The following is a 15,934-nucleotide window of genomic DNA, read 5'->3' on the forward strand; positions in this document are numbered from 1 at the left end:
ATCACTGCGCCGAACAGTACGCCAAGCCCCTGAATCGTTCACAGCAGGCCTCCGCGGAGAAGTGAACGGATGTACATGCCCGTTCTGGTCCTGCACGGCATCCCTGCATCGTCCGTCCACTACGCCAGTCGGTGGGCCCCTGCGCGGTCGAGCGCTCCGAGACCGGCGACTCGGCAGCGGACGTCCTCGCGGCCGTCGAAGGCCTGCCCGCGCCGGACCTCGTCATCTCCACATGCGAACTGGATGTGATCTCCGCGGCGCAGGTGCGCGAGGCACGGGGCATCCCCGGCGCCCCCGTGTGCGCTACGTCCTGCCGGTCCGGGACGAGGTGGTCATGAAGACGGTGGTGGAGGCCGCCGGACTGCGTGTGCCGCGTTGCATGCCGCTGCCCGCGGTGCTCGCAGGAGGCGACGGGGCCCAGATCTGCCCGTCGGTCGCCGCGGCCTTGGCCGCGGTGCGCGGCGGAACCCTGGCGATCGAATTCGACGAGACCGAGATCGAGATCGAGCGCGCTGGCCACCGCCGCGGTGGTGGACTGCGTGGTGTGGTCCGGGCTGGTCGCGATCCAGGCCGTCTGCGGCCGGGGCACTCCGCGGCGGTTGGCCCTCGTTGTGCCGTTCGTCACCGTTCTGGCTCTTGTCGTACGGCCGCTGCTGCGCCGCGTTCTGGCCGTTCCCGGTGGACCGGTCGGTCTTGCCTCCGGGCCGGCTCTCGGTCGTCGTGGTGGTTGGAGTTCGGTGGGGGCACCGCTCAGCAGGGCGCACCCTACCTCGGCGCCCGGGCCCAGGGGCTGGAGCCCCAGCCGACCCTGGGGCTCGAGGCATCGGCCGCGTTCGCCGAGGACGGATCTCGCGGGAGGGCGTAGGCGCGCCCATGTGCCGGTCCGTCCGGCCAAGCAGTGGGGTTCTCCAGCGCTGCGGCGCGGCGCTCCGCGGTCAGCGCGGCCGCCGTCGCCAGCGTCGGGTTCGGACCGCTGGTAACGCCCCTCATCGGTGCGCGTGCCCGGGCTCACGTCATGGGCGTGAAGGCCGGCAGGGTGAGGGCCGAATGGGCCGGTCGTCCCCCAGCGGAGGGCATGGCGCTGAGATTGCGCAGCATGTCGTTGCGCTGCTCCAGGGCCCGGGCGGTGGTGGGGAAGAGTGTGGCGTCGCCCTCGCCGACCTGGTCCTGGTTCACGGTCACGAACTCACGGGTGTGGTGTTCGTAGGCGGCGAAGCCTGCGGCGTGTTCCCGGTCGGCCAGGGAACCGGCGAGCATGTACGCGCCGACGAGCGCGAGGCTGGTGCCCTGTCCGGTGAGGAACGAGGGAGCGTACGCGGCGTCGCCCACCAGCGCGACCCTGCCGCTCGACCAGCGGGGCATGCGGATCTGGCTGACGCCGTCGAAGAACAGGTCGTCCGCGTCGCGCAGGGCGGCAAGCATGCCCGGGACCTCCCATCCCGCGTCGCCGAACACCGCGGCGATCAGGTCGCGTTGGGCTTCCGGGTTGCGGAACGCGTCGAACGGCGGTTCCGGGTGGGCGAAGTTCAGGAAGGCGTGCACTTCGTCGTTGTCCCCTACGGCGTAGAGTGCCGCGGCTCTGCCCGGGGTGTTCCACATCAGGGTCTCGTGGGAGAGCCCGAGGGTGTTGCGCATGGTGAACACGGCGAAGCAGTAGCCGAGGTACCGGTGGAACTGCTCTTCGGGGCCGAACAGGATCTCGCGAGTACGTGAGTGCAGGCCGTCCGCACCGACGACCATGTCGAACGTACGCCTGCTGCCCCCGCGGAAGGTGACGTCGACCCCGTGGCCGGACTGGTCGAGGGTGTCGATGGAGTCGTTGAACATGAACTCGACGTCGTCACGGACCGCCGTGTAGAGAGCGCTGGTCAGGTCCCCGCGCGGCACCTCCAGGTCCTGTCCCGCGACACCGCCCGTGACGGTGTGCGGGTCGATCGAGGCCACCTCGCTGCCGTCCTCGTCGAGGAAGGTCAACCGTCGCAGGTCGATGTGCGCGTCCCGCAGTCGCGGCAGGATTCCCATCCTTCGGACGACCTCGAGTGCGGTGCCGCGCACGTCGATGGGGTAACCACCGCCACGAAGTGCGCCCGCCTTCTCGACCACCGTGACCTCGAATCCGTAGCGGTTCAGCCAGAACGCGAGGGCGGGCCCCGCCACGCTAGCCCCGGATACCAGGACCTTGCGCCTCGATGTCGAACGGACACCCCTCAACAGATCGGTGCGGGTCATTCCTTGACTCCTTTGCCCATGGTCCGGGCGACGAGCAGGGACAGCGCCGTGACGGCGCCGGCTATGACGAAGCCGGTGACGAAGGCCGATTCGGCCGGGACATCCGACCCTGAAGGGGTCGCGGCGGTCAGGAGCGCGCCACCGACCTGCGCACCCACGGCGTAGCCGATCACGCGAGTCACCAGGACCAGGCTGGTGGCGATGCCGGTGTCACTCTGTTCGACGGAAATGGCGGTGGTGGTCACCATCGCCGTCACGCACAGGCCGTTGGCGAGCGAGATCATCATCTTGCCGATGACGAGGTGCCAGACCTCGGTGTGCACGGCTGCCAGCGAGATCAGTGCGGCGGCCATGATGACGATCCCGGCGGTGACAACGGCACGCGAGCCGAAACGCCGCGCCCCGATCCCCGCCATCGGCCCGGCCAGGGACGCGGCGACGGCGCCGGGCAGCAGGTAGAAGCCGATCTCGGTGGCGCCGGCCCCGAAACCGTATGCGCCGGCGGGCACCGCGAACAGTTGCGGGACGAGGTAGACCGCTACCGAAGTACCGACGCACATCACGAACGTCAGCACACAGGACTTCCAGATCGCGGGCCGGACCAGCATGCGCAGGTCGACCATCGGTGAGGCCGCACGTCGCTCGACGGCCGTCCATCCGGTCACGAAAGCGGCCAGGACCACGATGAGGGCGCCGAGCACGAGGGGCTGCGAGCCGATGTCGGGTGCCAGCGCGAGCACGAGCATGAGCGTGACCAGCGTCCCGCTCAACAGAAGCAGGCCGGGCCAGTCGACGCCGGCGTCGTCGGAGCGGCCCGGCGGGTCATGCGGCATCAGCCTGTTCAGCAGGATGGTGGAGCCGATGACCGCGATCGTCGGCAGTGCGAACATCCAGTGTCGGGACAGGCCTTCCGCCACGGGTCCGGCCGACAGCGTTCCCGCCATCCCGCCCCCCACGAACAGCCCGCTGACCACCCCGATGGCCACCTTCGACTCTCCCGCGGGGAGGTGTTTGCGCACCACGATGAACGACAGGGGCAGCGCGCCCACCATCGCCCCCTGGAGTATCTGGCCGAGCAGCAGCACGGGCAGGTTCGGCGCCAGGGCGGACACCAGGCCACCGGCCGAGACGACCGCCATCAGCCGTATCAGGACTCGTTTTCCGCCGTAGCGGTCGCCTAACTTGCCGGCGACCGGTGTGACGAGTGCGCCGGTGATGAGGAGCACGATGCTGAGCAACGCCCCTTCGGCCGGACTCATATCCAGTTCGCGTTGCAGGAGCGGGAGCGTCGGCGTCACCACCGACTCCAACGCACCAGTGGCGACTGCCAGCATGCCGAGGGCGCCGACAGCGGCCTTCCCGATGCGGACTGGTGGAGCCAGGGTTGCGGTCATGGTCGTCCTTTCCGTGATGATCGGGCGAGTGAGGCCGGCCGTACGCGTTGCGCTGCCGCCTTGCCGGGCCCGGCGCGGCCGCAGGGGCCCATCGGCCGCAGTGGCCCATCACGCGGGGCGCGGTGTGCTTGGGGCTTGGTGCTCGGTGCTTGGTGCTTGGTGGGCATGGTGCTTGGTGGGCAGGCCCCTGAGTCGTCCGGCGGGTGAACCCGGGGAAGCGGTACCCGAGGTGACGCATGCGCGGCTCCGCCGGGCGGAGCAGGTGTACGAGTGAGCCCCGGCCGAGCCAGTCACTACACTACACCGTGCAGTGTAGAACCGTTAGGATGTGCCCATGCCGACCACGAAGACACTGCGCGAGGGTTCCGCGCGGAAGCGGGCCGCCATCCTCTCGGCGGCCCGGGAACTGTTCCTCGCCGACGGCTTCGACCGGTCCAGCGTCGACGCGATCGCCGCCCGGGCCGAGGTGTCCAAGCGGACGGTCTACGACTACTTCGGCGACAAGCGGACGCTGCTGCAAGCAGTCGTCGACGACATCGGCCAGTCACTGATCACCACGATCCGGCGCACCCTCGACGACACTCTCACCGGCCTCACCGAGGCCGTCGGCCTCGAGGACGCCCTGGTCACGTTCTCGATGCGCATAGCGACCGACATGCTCGGCTCGGCGGAGTACGCAACGCTGCAACGACTGGTCCGGGCGGAATCCGGCCACCTGCCGCACCAGGGCTACAACTCCATGGCCGACACCCCCGACGAGGCGATCGCCGAGCGGTTCGCCGCCTTCGCCACGGCCGGGCTGCTCGACGTCCCCGACGCCCGGCTCGCGGCCGACCAGTTCATCGCGCTGACCTTCGGCGTCGCGCTGGACAGACTCGGTTCCGCGAACGCCACCGAGGACACCCGCGTCCGGCCGCTCATCGTCGAGGGCGTGCGGACCTTTCTCCGGGCATACCGAGCCGTGTAGGGCTGGGCCGGCACGGAAGAACAGTGCGCTGTCAGCCCACGATTCGTCCCTCTCCTGGTCTGACGCCGCCCCCTAGGTCGGGTCCCTGATCCGTTTCCGGATGGTTCCCGATGGTGTGAGTGCCGGTCACTTGGTGAAGTGATCTCATGAGCCATCAGCAGACGCTTCGCTGTCTACTCCTCGTCGCCCTCGTCGCCGTCCTGGGAACACTCGCCGCGGCCCCATCCGGTCCGCCCGACCACCCTCCACCCCGATTACCGGTGAAGCACCAAGCGCTGCACACAAAGACCCAGGCCGTCCTGGACGAGATCGTCGCGGAGGGCACCCCTGGCGTCATCGCCCAGGTGCGCGACCGGAACGGCGTCCGGGACGGACGGGCCGGGGTCCGCGAGATCGGCGTGGAGAGGCCCCGCGGCACGCACGAGAGGTTCCGCATCGCCAGCGTGACCAAGACCTTCACGGCCACGGTGCTCCTGAAGCTCGAAGCCGAGGGGAGGCTGTCGCTGGACGACAGCGTGGCCAAGTGGCTGCCGGGAGTGGTGCACGGCAAGGGGTACCGGCCCGGGCACATCACCGTGCGGCACCTGCTCAACCACACGAGCGGGATCTTCGACTACAACATGGACGAGGGCTTCCGCGCCCGTTACGCGGGGGACGAGTTCGACCGGAACCGCCACTTCAGGTGGTCGCCGCGAGAGCTGGTGGACATCGCCCTCCGCCACCCGCCCAACTTCCAGCCGGAGCAGGGCAGCAGGCCCGGCCGCCCCGGCAAGTGGGACTACTCGGACACCAACTACCTTCTCGCCGGCATGGTCGTCGAGAAGGCCACCGGCCGCAGTTACGCACACGCGGTCGAGCGCCTCCTCATACGGCCCCTCGGTCTGCGCGGCACGAGTGTGCCGGGCACATCGCCCCAGCTGCCCGCACCGCACGCGAGGCACTACTCCACGCTGTTCGAGGACGGTCCGCAGGCGAAGGTGCGTGACGTCACCGAGTTCAGCCCCACGGTCGCCTTCTCCGCGGGGCAAATGATCTCGACTGTCGGTGATGTCAACAGGTTCCTGTCCAGGCTGCTCGCCGGTGACCTGCTGCCGCCCGCCCAGCAGCGGCAGCTGCTCGACGCCGTCCCGGTCGACGGGGACAAGGGACACGGCGGTCCGCAGGACGTCTACGGCCTGGGCCTGCGGCACTTCAAGCTCGCGGAGGGCTGCTGGGCCTGGGGCCACGGCGGCATGATCCCCGGCTCCGCGACCCGTGCCCTGGCTTCGGCGGACGGCCGACAGGTCATGACCATGAACCGCAACGGCGATTGGGGCGAGCAGCGTTTGGAGGACGCGGCCGTCGAGGCGGAGTTCTGTGACCCGTAGAGCATGGGCGTGATTCCGCACGGCACGCCCTGACGGCGTCCACACCGCCGAGATCGGCAGCAGCAGGCCGGTGGTTCGCCGCGTGGCAGTTCCTCACCGGTTCGGCGTCGAGATGGACGTTGGCCCGATCTGCGCGTGCGTCCTGATCAGCAGGCGTGAGCGTTGCCTGACGTTCCGCGTGCATCGGCGGCCTTCTCCGTGCAGTTCCTGGCGACCGTTTCGGCGAAGACCTGGGCGAGCGGAGTGAGGGCGTCCCATCGGCGCACCGCCCAACCTACGGGGAGAGGGGGCAGTTGAGGGATGGGGATGAGCCGGAGAGGGCCGTCGTCGCCGGGTGCTTGCCGGCCTGGCAGGGCAGGTACGACGGCGTGGCCGAGGCCGAGTTCGGCCAGGAGGAGAGCGGTGTCCCAGTCGGCGACACTGGTGTCGGAGCTGCTTCGGATCCCCAGTTCCGCGAATGCGGCGTCGAGGCGGGCACCTGAGGTGGAGTTCTGTGGCAGCCGGATGAGACGGATGCCGGCGAGGTCGGCCACCTCGATCCGAGTCCTGCGTGCGAGCGGATCGTCGGCGCGGACGGCCAGCACCCAGGGCAGGTCGACGACGGGGCGCTGCTCGATGCCGCGCACCGGGCTGCCGATGGTGACCCAGGCGAGGTCCAGGTCGTCGCTGGCGAGGGCATCGAAGCAGCTACGGCTGGAGGTCTCTGTCTGGAACTCCAGGTTCACCTTCGGGTACTGCCGCCGGAAGGCGACGATGGCCTCGGACATGAAGTGCCGTACGGTCGTTCCCCCCGTGGTGACGCGCACAGAGCCGCTGTCGCCGTTGACGAGGTCGCCCAGGCGCCGCAGGGCCAGATCCAGTCCGGCGATGCCATCGGCGGCTGCGTCGCACAGGACACGCCCCGCGTGGGTGGGCACGACACCTCGAGGTCGGCGTTCCAGGAGACTCACTCCGGTCTCCCGTTCCAGCCGCTTCACATGCTGGCTCACCGCCGACTGTGTGCGGTCCAGTTCCCGGGCGACGGCGCTGAGGCTTCCCGCCCGGCACACGGCCACGAAGACACGCAGGTCGTCCAAAGTCATGGACCCAAGCTACAGCTTGGGTTTTGCGAGAAAACCAAAGGATTGACTGAGGTAAGGCGAAGCCGCGATGATCAGCGCAGGGCCCAGGCGGCAACCCGTCCGGCGCTTTCGTGGGGTCCGGACCCCGGCGAAGGCACGGACGGGTGCCGACCCGAGCGACGGAAGGATCCCGCCCGTGCCTGTTCTGCCTGTTCCCCCTGCCGCTTCCGATCAGGCCATCGCGCTCCTGCACGACCTCGGAGCCGCAGAGATCCCTCATCCAGGCGGCACGCTCCTGGCGCACCTCGAGCGCGTCCGCGAGCAACTCGCCGGGTGGGGCGCCCGCCCCGCCCTCCAGCTCGCGGGTCTGTGCCACGCGTTCTACGGCACCGACGGCTTCCCCACGGCGCTGCTGTCCCTTGAGCGCCGCGCCGAACTCACAGCGGCGATCGGCGCCGAGGCCGAAGCCATGGTGTACCTCTACGCCTCGTGCGACCGGAAGGCCACCTATCCGACGCTCGCGGATGCCGACGCCCCCTTCCACGACCGTTTCACCGGCAGGTCCGGCATCCTCCAGCCGCAACAGCGCCGGGACTTCGCCGAGTTGTCCGCCGCCAACGAACTCGACCTCGCCCGCATCGACCCGTCCTTCCGCGAGACATGGGGAGCTGAACTCCTCGCTCTGTTCACCCGCTTCCGCCCCCTGCTGAGCCAGTCCGCTTGGTCGGCCTGCCGCGCCACACTTGCCTCGGACTTCCCTGCGCAGGACCTTGCTGGACATCGTCAGGTCGGTGGGCCTGGTGATCAGTGACCGTCGGTGGTCCGCAGGGTGCGGCGGGGGCTTGCCGTTGGGCGCTCGCGGAGGCCGCTGACCGCCGATGGTGCCGCTGAGCACGCTCGAAACAGCCTGCCGTTACCCGACGCCAGCCATGACTGCCGGGCGGTGAACAGGTAGGAGAGGTCCGGCTCGAAGTGAACCGCACCACGGATGTGGTCCGCACGGTCATGGCAAGGAATGAGGGTTCCGCCCGGTGTGGTCCCACCGGCCCCGGCCTGTGTCACAGTCCTGGCACGTCCGGCGCTTCTTTCTGGCCACGCAACCGCGATGGCCGAAAAATGTGTCTCCGAGTGCGGCCGGCCACTGCTGAGCGGCGGCCCCCGGGGGGATGCGATGAACATATGGGAAGTGCCCGGATACACCGAGTCGCTCGACATCGGTGCCGGGGCGAGCGGACGGGTCGTCTCGGCCGTACACGAGGAGACCGGTGTCCCGGTCGCGGTGAAGTACCTCAGTGAGTCACTGCGCACCCGACCGGGCTTCGTGCGCGACTTCCGTGCGGAGGCGCGGCTGCTGGCCGGGTTGGAGAGCCCGTACGTCGCTGGGCTGTACGAGTACGTGGAGAGCCCGGACGGGGCCGCCATCGTGATGGAGCTGGTCGACGGGGTCTCCTTGCGGGAGCTGCTGAAGCGCGAGGGCCCGCTCGCCCCCGAGGCCGCGCTCGTCGTCCTCAAAGGTTCGCTGCTCGGCCTGGCCGACGCGCACCGCCTCGGCGTCGTCCACCGCGACTACAAGCCGGAGAACGTCCTCGTCGCGCGGAACGGTTCCTCCAAGCTGGTCGACTTCGGCATCGCGGTGGACTCGGGCAGCAGCGCGGGTGTGGCCGGCACTCCCTCCTACATGGCTCCGGAGCAGTGGACCGGCGCTCCCGCCTCACCTGCCGCCGACGTGTACGCGGCCACCGCCACCTTCTTCGAGTGCCTGACGGGCCGCAAGCCGTACGCCGGTGAGAACCTCGCGGAACTCGCCCTCCAGCACGTCGACGCGCCCGTCCCCGCCGATGAAACCCCCGAGGCGGTGCGGGACCTGGTGCGCCGGGGCCTGGCCAAGGACCCGGCGGAGCGTCCCGCACGGGCCGAGGATCTCGTCACCGAACTGGAGGCCGCCGCCGTCGGCGCCTACGGCCCCGACTGGGAGGAACGCGGCCGGGGTCGGCTCGCCGCGCTGGTGGCCCTGCTGTCACTGCTCCTGCCTTCGTACCAGCAGGCGCCACGGAGCACCGCGGACACGGCGCGCACGGTGCTCGGCCGTCAGCCCTCGACGGGCCGCGGCCGGGCCTGGTCGTGGCTGCCGGGCCGGGCCGGGCTGCTCGTGTCCGCCGCAGCCGTGCTCCTCGGCGCCCTTCTGAGCCACGGGCTCCCCTCCAGCCCGGGGACCGCGGGGCAGGGGGCGGCAGCCGCGCTGGCCACCACCGGTGCCCGTCCCGGCCCGGGGCCGTCGCCGTCGCCGTCGCCGTCCGCCACATCCACCGCGTCGGTCGGCCCCTCGCCGTCGTCCACCCCGTCACCGCCCGACGCGGCGACCACCGGCACCGGCGGCCTCCCGGCGTCCGGCACCCCGGCCGGCGGCGGCACCACCCCCGGCGACGGGACGACCGCCGACGGGGAGACCACCTCCCAGCCGCCGACCACCGCCCCCGCCTCGCCGACCGACCCCGTCAGCCCCGCCGTCAAGGTCAAAGACGTCTCGGTGTCGTCCTTCCGGCAGACGGGCCCCACGACCGCCACGGCGACCCTCGGCATCACCACGGACGGCACCGGGCCGGTCTCGATCTCCGTCACCTGGCACACGGGAGGCACGGCGGGACAGCCGGGCACACCGGACGGTGTACCCCAGACCTTCGAGCGGAGCGGCGCCACCGAGTACACGCTCACCGTCGACCACACCTTCCAGAACCTCGGCTGCTACTGGACGGTGCAGGCCACCACCACCCCCGCCTCCGCCGACGGCGGTGCCTCACAGCAACTCCTCACCAGGCGGTGCGACCTGCGATGACCACACAGGACGACGCCGACTACAGCGCCACCGCGCTGGGCAGCCACTGGGTCGTGCGGCCCGGGCAGGACAGAACCCTCGTCGAGCAGGACGCGCAGGAGGAGCGGCCGACCCGGCCCGACCGCGTCGAGGGCACCGTGCTGCGTTTCGGCCCGGGAGTGACGGCTGCCGCCGCGCACCGCACGCACCCGGCGCTCCCCGCCGCACCATCGTTCCCCGCGCCCTCGGGCCGGCGGCTGCGCAGGCACACGCTGCCCGCGCTGGTCGTGCTGTGCGTCCTCGCGTTCCTCGTCTGGCCACGGCTCGGACCACCCCTTGCCGTGCGTACGGCGGACATCACGGCCCGGCCGGCGGTGCTGGGCTGCGACGGCACCGCCCGCATCGCCGGCCTCGTCACCACGAACGGCCGCCCGGGCACGCTGTCCTACCGCTGGGTGCGCAGCGACGGCACGGCCTCGGGTGTCCTGGAGGAAGTGATGGTCCGGGGACAGACGCGGGCCCGCCTCCAGTTGCGGTGGACTTTCCAGGGCACCGGGCACCACGCAGCCCGGGTCGAACTGCGCATCATCTCCCCGGCTCCCCGCACCCTCACCACCCGTTTCACGTACGACTGCCCTTAGCCCGTCCTGTACTTACAGATGTGCGACACGCGTTCCGCGCTGGTTCGGCCGTGGCCCGAACCTCGTCATGGACGCGGTGGCGGGATTCGCCGGTCAGCAGTGTCGGATCTGCTGCTGCCACACGCTGGGGTTACCGGTGTTGAGGTACCAGTCGTTGACGTAGCCCGACCGGACCCCTAGGTCGATGAGCATCCAGTAGCGGTAGTTGGGGTTGTCCGCCGCTCCGTCGCCGGTCGTCCAGCAGGTGAGGCCGACCTCGTCACCGTTGAGGAGTGTCCCGTGGGGAACGTTGGCGTACCCGTATCCGGGACCGGTGCGCATCTGCAGCCAGGAACCCGGGTCGATCCCGGTCACCGTCGTGCAGTTCGTCATGTCCCCGGAGATGCTGCATCGGTGGATCGCGGCGTCCGCGGGCGTCGCCAGGCCCAGCACAGCGGCGGCGGTGGCCAGCGCGGTGACGAGTGCGCCCGCGCGACGGGGTCGAAGTGTCATCGTGATCTGCGTCCTCTCGGGTGACCGGCACCAGGCGTGTCCGGCTGGTTCGTCATGCTAGGTAAGCGAGGGACGAGCAGGTTCCTGACAGTTGTCAGGGTGTCCCCCTGACCAGGCAAACGCCATCGACGACGTCCGGTACGACGCCGTACCGGGACGCCGAGCCCGGCGCCATCGGGGGTTAGGCCTGCGCCCGGACTTCCCCGACTCCTCCTTCTTCTTGGTCTTCTTGGCGGCTGCCTTCTTGGCGGGCACTCGCGCAGACCCTGGGTACCTCCACCGCACACGCCCGCTACGTGCTGGGCAGCAAGGCCGGGCAGGACGCCACTACCTGACAGCAGCCGCTCCCCGGGCGGTCAAAGGCTTCGGTGCCCGCCCCCTCATCACGCTGCGCCGGGTCCTGCCCGACCGCGCCTTCGACGCGGTCATCTCCCGAGCGGTCGGTCTCGCGCGCTGAAGACGCCGCACCGGAGACTGACGATGGACCACGAGAGCCGGGAGCGAGTTTCGCCCCGGCTCTCACACTTTCACCGACTCCGGGGGGTGTTACTGAAGTCCATCAACGTGCCCCGCGCCGCGCCCACCCGGAGCAGACGGACGGCGTAGGCGGGGCGACATCCGCGGCCTGCGAAGCGGAGGTCCTTTCCGCCCTCACGGTGCCGAGAGGACGGCATCGACTCGCGGAACGGGGCGCAGAGGGCAAGGCCCCTGAGGTGATCCTCGGCCTCGTCCACCTGTCAACCGGCGGGCTGGCCGACGACCTTGGGGGAAGGGCCGTACTGGTTGGCGGCCGGGGCGCCGTCCGCCGCCATGGCCACGAGGTACATGATCGGGCCGACTACGGGGATCAGGGCGACGAACATCCTCCAGCCCGGCTTGCCGGTGTCGTGCAAGCGGCGGACGGAGACGCTCAGCATGGGCACGGCGAACGGCAGCAGGAGGATGCTCAGCAGCGGGGCCTCGGTCGTGAAGCTGAGCCCGAGGACCGCACCGGCGGCGATCACGTACAGCAGTGAGAACCACCAGTACTCCGCGCGTCGTGCGCGACCGGAGAACGTTGCGTACTTGGCGGTGAGGCACACGCGCACCGCGGCGGCGACGATCCGGCTCCGACGAAGCAGAGCAAGGACGGCGTGGGGTCAGAGACTGAAGACGAGTTCGGCCTGGTCGCGCTTGGTGGAGTGCAGGTCCCAGTAGACGGGGGCGATCTCCTCGGGCTGGGCCGTCGGGAAGCCGGGGACGGCCGGAGTGCCGATCGAGACGTCGATGCCGACGTGGGCGGCCTGGATGCCGGTGCCGTCGAGTTCCTTGTGCAGGTTGATCGCCCAGTTGCGCAGCGCGGCCGCGGCGGCGTTGACGTTGCCGACCTGCGGCACGGGGTCGATGGAGCCGGCGCCGGTGGTGTAGAGCAGGGTGCCGGCGCCGGCTTCGCGCATGGCGGGCAGTACCGCCCGGGTGGCGGCGATGGCCCCGTACAGCTGGAAGTGCATCTCCACGTCCACGTGAGCCGGTTCGGTCGCGGTCGGCATGGTCAGCGTCGGGAGTTCGACGTGCCCCGGGGAGTACTCCAGGACGTCGATGCCGCCGAACTTCGCGGCGGCGTCCTTGAGCGCCTGGGTGAGCGCGTCGCGGTCGAGGACGTCGGCAGGGAACGCGGCGGCGGTGATGCCGTCGGCGGTCAGATCCTCGGCCAGGGTGTCGAGCTTGGCCTGGTTGCGGGCGATCAGTGCGGCGTCGAATCCGTGGGCGCCGAAGGTGCGGGCAAGGGCGCGGCCGAGCTTGGGGCCGGCGCCGACGATGGCGATGGTGGGCATGTGAGAGGCCCTTCAGAGACAGAGATGGAGGTGGAGATGGAGATGGATGTGGGCACGGCTATCCGTTTTCAAAGCGGAAAGCCCTATCTGGTTCGGGTTCGAGCGTAGCACAGGAAACGGATCAGGCTTTCCGGTTTGTTAGTGTGATGGGCATGACCTCCCGGGACCAGAACGCCCACGACACCGGCGGCACACCCGACTCCGCAGGCCCGCCCATGCGCAGCGATGCCGAGCGCAACCGGGGGCGGATCATCGCCGCCGCGCGCACCGCGTTCGGACGCGACGGGCTGCACGCGTCCATGGCCTCGGTCGCGCGGGAGGCAGGGGTGGGGATCGCCACCATTTTCCGCCACTTCCCCGCCAAGGAGGAACTGGTCGCCGCGGTCTTCGCGGACCGCATGGAGGCGTACGCGCAGGCCACCGCCGAGGCCCTGGCCAACCCGGACCCGTGGGACGGCTTCACCGGCTACATCCAGGAGGTCTGCGCGATGCAGGCCGCCGACCGGGGCTTCGCCGACATGATGACCATGAGCTTCCCCGGCGCCCAGCCGCTGGAAGCACTCCGCGCCCAGGCATACCAAGGCTTCCTCGAACTCATCGACCACGCCAAGGACAGCGGGCAGCTGCGCGAGGACTTCACCAGCCGGGATCTCGTCCTGCTCCTGATGGCCAACGCCGGCGTCCTCAGCGCCACCGGCGACGCTGCCCCGGATGCCTGGCGCCGCCTCGTGGCGTGGATGATCCAGTCCTTCCAGGCCCCCGTCCGCGGACCGCTACCGGAACCGCCCGAGGACGCCGCGCTGTACGAGGCCATGCGCCGCGCCAGCCACGGCATGAACTCCCCCGCGACCGGCAAACAGCACTGAGCGACCGGTCGGCCGGTGCCACGACGCTGACGGCACCCCTGCGCTGCCGTCCTCGCCGAGGATAGACAATCTGGTGAGACGAATGTACCGGGCCGCATGGTGAGGCAGGCAGCGGAGCACCAGGTCCATGATGTGCCTCATGCCGTGTACGGATGAAGGGAATTATCGGCGCGGGAACCACACACCGGCGCAAGCGAATTCACTGCTTTTTCAGCTCACCCATCTTAATGACCTGGTTGACAAGCGGATGCTTTCCGCTGTGACCCCGTGGCGCCGTTGTGCGCCCGGCTATCCAGCGGCCATGGGTCTGAGTGCCGCGCCTGACCGCCACCCCACGCCCTGGCCGGTATGACTATCCGGAGCTCTCTTGCAGACATGAGTGGAGCCCTCACGTGATGGCCGTCAGCGGATCAGAAGCCTTTGGTCATAGCCGTTGCCGCGCATAACTGATCTGCCGGAGAACATCCCTGAAAGAGGATCAGGGGTTCCGCATGGATGTCGCGACTCCGTTATCTCACCACGGCCGTGACCCGGCTGCGTCAGGTTCCAGGCAATCCTTGACGGAACATCGGCTGCCGTACGCCATGGAGAGCCATGAAATCATCCCGCTTCCGGGCGGTGAGGGTGTTTTCGTCTCCCAGCGCGAACCCAGCCAACCAGTGACGATTCCTATGGACCCCGTCATTGGAGCTCTCGGCGAACCCGCCGGCTACCGCCTCGGCAGTGCCGCGTCCGGCGCACACGGTCTCGCCGTGGGGCACTCCCCCACGACACGTGGCCGGGTCTGGCTCACCCAGGAGTACATCGACACCGTCCTGCTCATCGACCCCGCCGGCGACGACCCGGCACATGAACCCGCCGTCGTCAGGCGGCTGCCCCCTTCCCGCGAACGCGCGATGACCATGCCGGGCTTGAGCGTCCGATCGTGCGGAACAGGCCGTTGACGCCGTCGACTTCCCTGTTGTCGATCAGGTCGGACACGAGCGCGTCGGCAGCGGGATCACCCTCCTGGCTCGCAGCCTCCAGCTCCGCTTCAACGGTCTCCACAGTCAGGGGCACAGCACCACTCCGTTTCTCAGGCCTCAGCCTCAGCGCGGACGCCCACTACTGCCTGAGGCCCAGGGGCCACCGCAGCCGATGCGGCTCCGGCTCGCGTCGAGGACATCCTCGGCGACTGCGGTGTGAACAGTGCAGGAGTGTGGGCGGCACTTCACCTCGTGCGGCCGATCGTGCGGGCACCGTCACCGCGATGGGGTGGGAGGCTTACTTGGATTCGACTCGTCCCACCGGGTCGGGGCCGGTCGTGAGTGTCTTTTGTTCGTTCGGCCACGTGGGAGCACCGGGGTGGAGCTGGGTGTGGAGGTAGGCCGCCGTGAGCCGGGCGAGGGCGGCGACTCGCTCCTGGTTCTCGTCCGTGGTCTCGGCGGCGTCGTATCCGGCGATACCGCCAAGTCCGTGCTCCGCGTCGAACAGGGTGAGCAGGGTCTTGGGGCCGGGGGCGAGAATGTAGGGGTCGGCGTGCCAGTCCGGTCCCATGTCCGTGAAGTGCCGGGAATCGTCCTTGTCGCCGGCGACGACCAGCGCGGGTGCGGTCATGGTGGAGAAGTCGATGGCCCCGATGATCGGCCACTGCTCGGCCATGGGCCCGTTGAAGACCTCGCCACCTCTGCCGGGCGCGGCGAGCAGTACGCCTGCCTTGATCCGGGGCTCGGCCAGGTGCACGACGCTGCCGGTGTCGGGGTCGTTGACGCCGGCGCCCAGCAGGAGGGCGGCGGTGAAGCCGCCGAGCGAGTGTCCGGCGACGGCGACCTTGGTGGGGTCGATCCGTCCCGCGAGCTGCGGCACGGTGCGTTCGATCATGTCGAGCCGGTCGAGGATGTGGGTCATGTCCTCGGCGCGGGAGCGCCAGAAGTCCGGTGCGCCGGGCGCGTCGGCGACCAGGTGACTCAGTGTCCGGGAGGTGAGGTGGGTGGGCTGAACGACGACGAATCCGTGAGCGGCCCAGAGATGGGCAAGCGGTGCGTAGCCGTTGAGCGAGGAGAGGTTGTTCGACGGGCCGTGACCGTGGGAGAGGAGGATGACGGGGAGCTTGATTCCGGTCGCGGGTGCCGAGACGCGCACCTGGAGGTCCACGGGACGTCCGGGCACGGGGAGAACTATGGGGCTGAACGACAGGACCGGGACCGGCGTGCCCTGGGTCTCGGCGCTGGTGGCAGTGGATGTGCTCACGATGTGGTTTTCCCTTTCGGTGGCACCTGCCGTCCGTTGGTCTGCTGCGACCGGCGACGGGC

Annotated in this window: 14 protein-coding genes; 6 read left to right on the plus strand and 8 right to left on the minus strand. The window is 69.9% G+C overall.

The genetic code is table 11. The features are described from left to right. Positions 1-1,008: 1,008 nt before the first annotated feature. Both ACSUPV_RS00635 and ACSUPV_RS00640 read right to left on the minus strand, forming a co-directional pair. Entirely contained in the window at positions 1,009-2,229 is a 1,221-nt protein-coding gene (locus tag ACSUPV_RS00635) for an FAD-dependent monooxygenase (protein ID WP_436946686.1), read from the minus strand. After that, entirely contained in the window at positions 2,226-3,623 is a 1,398-nt protein-coding gene (locus tag ACSUPV_RS00640; protein ID WP_436946687.1) for an MFS transporter, read from the minus strand. Before ACSUPV_RS00640 ends, ACSUPV_RS00635 begins: the two co-directional genes overlap by 4 nt. A gap of 334 nt (positions 3,624-3,957) precedes the next feature. On the opposite strand from ACSUPV_RS00640, the gene ACSUPV_RS00645 reads away from it, so the two are divergent. Together ACSUPV_RS00645 and ACSUPV_RS00650 are read left to right on the plus strand one after the other, a co-directional pair. Then, complete coding sequence (locus ACSUPV_RS00645) at positions 3,958-4,590, plus strand: TetR/AcrR family transcriptional regulator (protein WP_436946688.1); 633 nt, start codon at positions 3,958-3,960, stop codon at positions 4,588-4,590. Between the two features lie 260 nt (positions 4,591-4,850). Next, on the plus strand, positions 4,851-5,957 hold the full coding sequence (locus ACSUPV_RS00650; protein ID WP_436946689.1) for a serine hydrolase domain-containing protein: 1,107 nt from the start codon (positions 4,851-4,853) through the stop codon (positions 5,955-5,957). A gap of 146 nt (positions 5,958-6,103) precedes the next feature. Here ACSUPV_RS00650 and ACSUPV_RS00655 read toward each other — a convergent pair whose 3' ends face one another. After that, on the minus strand, positions 6,104-7,039 hold the full coding sequence (locus tag ACSUPV_RS00655) for a LysR substrate-binding domain-containing protein (RefSeq protein WP_031121380.1): 936 nt from the start codon (positions 7,037-7,039) through the stop codon (positions 6,104-6,106). Positions 7,040-7,223: 184 nt separating this feature from the next. Between ACSUPV_RS00655 and ACSUPV_RS00660 the strand changes: the two genes are divergently transcribed. The 3 genes from ACSUPV_RS00660 to ACSUPV_RS00670 all read left to right on the plus strand — a co-directional run bounded on the left by ACSUPV_RS00660 (position 7,224) and on the right by ACSUPV_RS00670 (position 10,471). Beyond that, positions 7,224-7,829, plus strand: a complete 606-nt coding sequence (locus ACSUPV_RS00660; protein ID WP_436949857.1) for a DUF6817 domain-containing protein — start codon at positions 7,224-7,226, stop codon at positions 7,827-7,829. Positions 7,830-8,189: 360 nt separating this feature from the next. Next, positions 8,190-9,851 (plus strand): serine/threonine-protein kinase, encoded by a 1,662-nt coding sequence (locus tag ACSUPV_RS00665; protein ID WP_436946690.1) that lies wholly within the window; start codon positions 8,190-8,192, stop codon positions 9,849-9,851. Continuing rightward, positions 9,848-10,471 carry a hypothetical protein gene (locus tag ACSUPV_RS00670; RefSeq protein WP_051649460.1) on the plus strand — a complete coding sequence of 208 codons (624 nt, stop codon included), beginning with the start codon at positions 9,848-9,850 and terminating at the stop codon, positions 10,469-10,471. The genes ACSUPV_RS00665 and ACSUPV_RS00670 overlap by 4 nt, the downstream gene beginning before the upstream one ends. Before the next feature lie 93 nt (positions 10,472-10,564). Here the strand turns inward: ACSUPV_RS00670 and ACSUPV_RS00675 are convergent, their stop codons facing one another. From ACSUPV_RS00675 to ACSUPV_RS00685, 3 genes are all read right to left on the minus strand, one after another. Next, positions 10,565-10,963, minus strand: a complete 399-nt coding sequence (locus ACSUPV_RS00675; RefSeq protein ID WP_031121384.1) for a hypothetical protein — start codon at positions 10,961-10,963, stop codon at positions 10,565-10,567. Between the two features lie 737 nt (positions 10,964-11,700). Further along, positions 11,701-12,051, minus strand: a complete 351-nt coding sequence (locus ACSUPV_RS00680; RefSeq protein WP_436946691.1) for a DUF805 domain-containing protein — start codon at positions 12,049-12,051, stop codon at positions 11,701-11,703. Between the two features lie 51 nt (positions 12,052-12,102). Further along, positions 12,103-12,777: an SDR family NAD(P)-dependent oxidoreductase gene (locus ACSUPV_RS00685; protein ID WP_436946692.1), complete on the minus strand. Its 675-nt coding sequence runs from the start codon at positions 12,775-12,777 to the stop codon at positions 12,103-12,105. Between the two features lie 152 nt (positions 12,778-12,929). Between ACSUPV_RS00685 and ACSUPV_RS00690 the strand changes: the two genes are divergently transcribed. Beyond that, a complete protein-coding gene (locus tag ACSUPV_RS00690) occupies positions 12,930-13,643 on the plus strand; it encodes a TetR/AcrR family transcriptional regulator (RefSeq protein WP_382618680.1) in 714 nt (237 codons plus the stop codon). 864 nt (positions 13,644-14,507) lie between these two features. Here ACSUPV_RS00690 and ACSUPV_RS00695 read toward each other — a convergent pair. Together ACSUPV_RS00695 and ACSUPV_RS00700 are read right to left on the minus strand one after the other, a co-directional pair. After that, positions 14,508-14,702 (minus strand): hypothetical protein, encoded by a 195-nt coding sequence (locus ACSUPV_RS00695; RefSeq protein ID WP_031121388.1) that lies wholly within the window; start codon positions 14,700-14,702, stop codon positions 14,508-14,510. Positions 14,703-14,906: 204 nt separating this feature from the next. Next, positions 14,907-15,872, minus strand: a complete 966-nt coding sequence (locus tag ACSUPV_RS00700; RefSeq protein WP_436946693.1) for an alpha/beta hydrolase family protein — start codon at positions 15,870-15,872, stop codon at positions 14,907-14,909. Between the last annotated feature and the right edge of the window lie 62 nt (positions 15,873-15,934).

This window comes from Streptomyces sp. SudanB52_2052 (genome assembly GCF_964272415.1).
GTDB lineage: Bacteria > Actinomycetota > Actinomycetes > Streptomycetales > Streptomycetaceae > Streptomyces > Streptomyces olindensis.

Coding starts and splice junctions, on each gene's coding strand:
- ACSUPV_RS00670 (WP_051649460.1), top strand. CDS start 9,848: ATGACCACACAGGACGACGCCGACTACAGCGCCACCGCGCTGGGCAGC.
- ACSUPV_RS00640 (WP_436946687.1), bottom strand. CDS start 3,623: ATGACCGCAACCCTGGCTCCACCAGTCCGCATCGGGAAGGCCGCTGTC.
- ACSUPV_RS00665 (WP_436946690.1), top strand. CDS start 8,190: ATGAACATATGGGAAGTGCCCGGATACACCGAGTCGCTCGACATCGGT.
- ACSUPV_RS00645 (WP_436946688.1), top strand. CDS start 3,958: ATGCCGACCACGAAGACACTGCGCGAGGGTTCCGCGCGGAAGCGGGCC.
- ACSUPV_RS00635 (WP_436946686.1), bottom strand. CDS start 2,229: ATGACCCGCACCGATCTGTTGAGGGGTGTCCGTTCGACATCGAGGCGC.
- ACSUPV_RS00675 (WP_031121384.1), bottom strand. CDS start 10,963: ATGACACTTCGACCCCGTCGCGCGGGCGCACTCGTCACCGCGCTGGCC.
- ACSUPV_RS00685 (WP_436946692.1), bottom strand. CDS start 12,777: ATGCCCACCATCGCCATCGTCGGCGCCGGCCCCAAGCTCGGCCGCGCC.
- ACSUPV_RS00690 (WP_382618680.1), top strand. CDS start 12,930: ATGACCTCCCGGGACCAGAACGCCCACGACACCGGCGGCACACCCGAC.
- ACSUPV_RS00655 (WP_031121380.1), bottom strand. CDS start 7,039: ATGACTTTGGACGACCTGCGTGTCTTCGTGGCCGTGTGCCGGGCGGGA.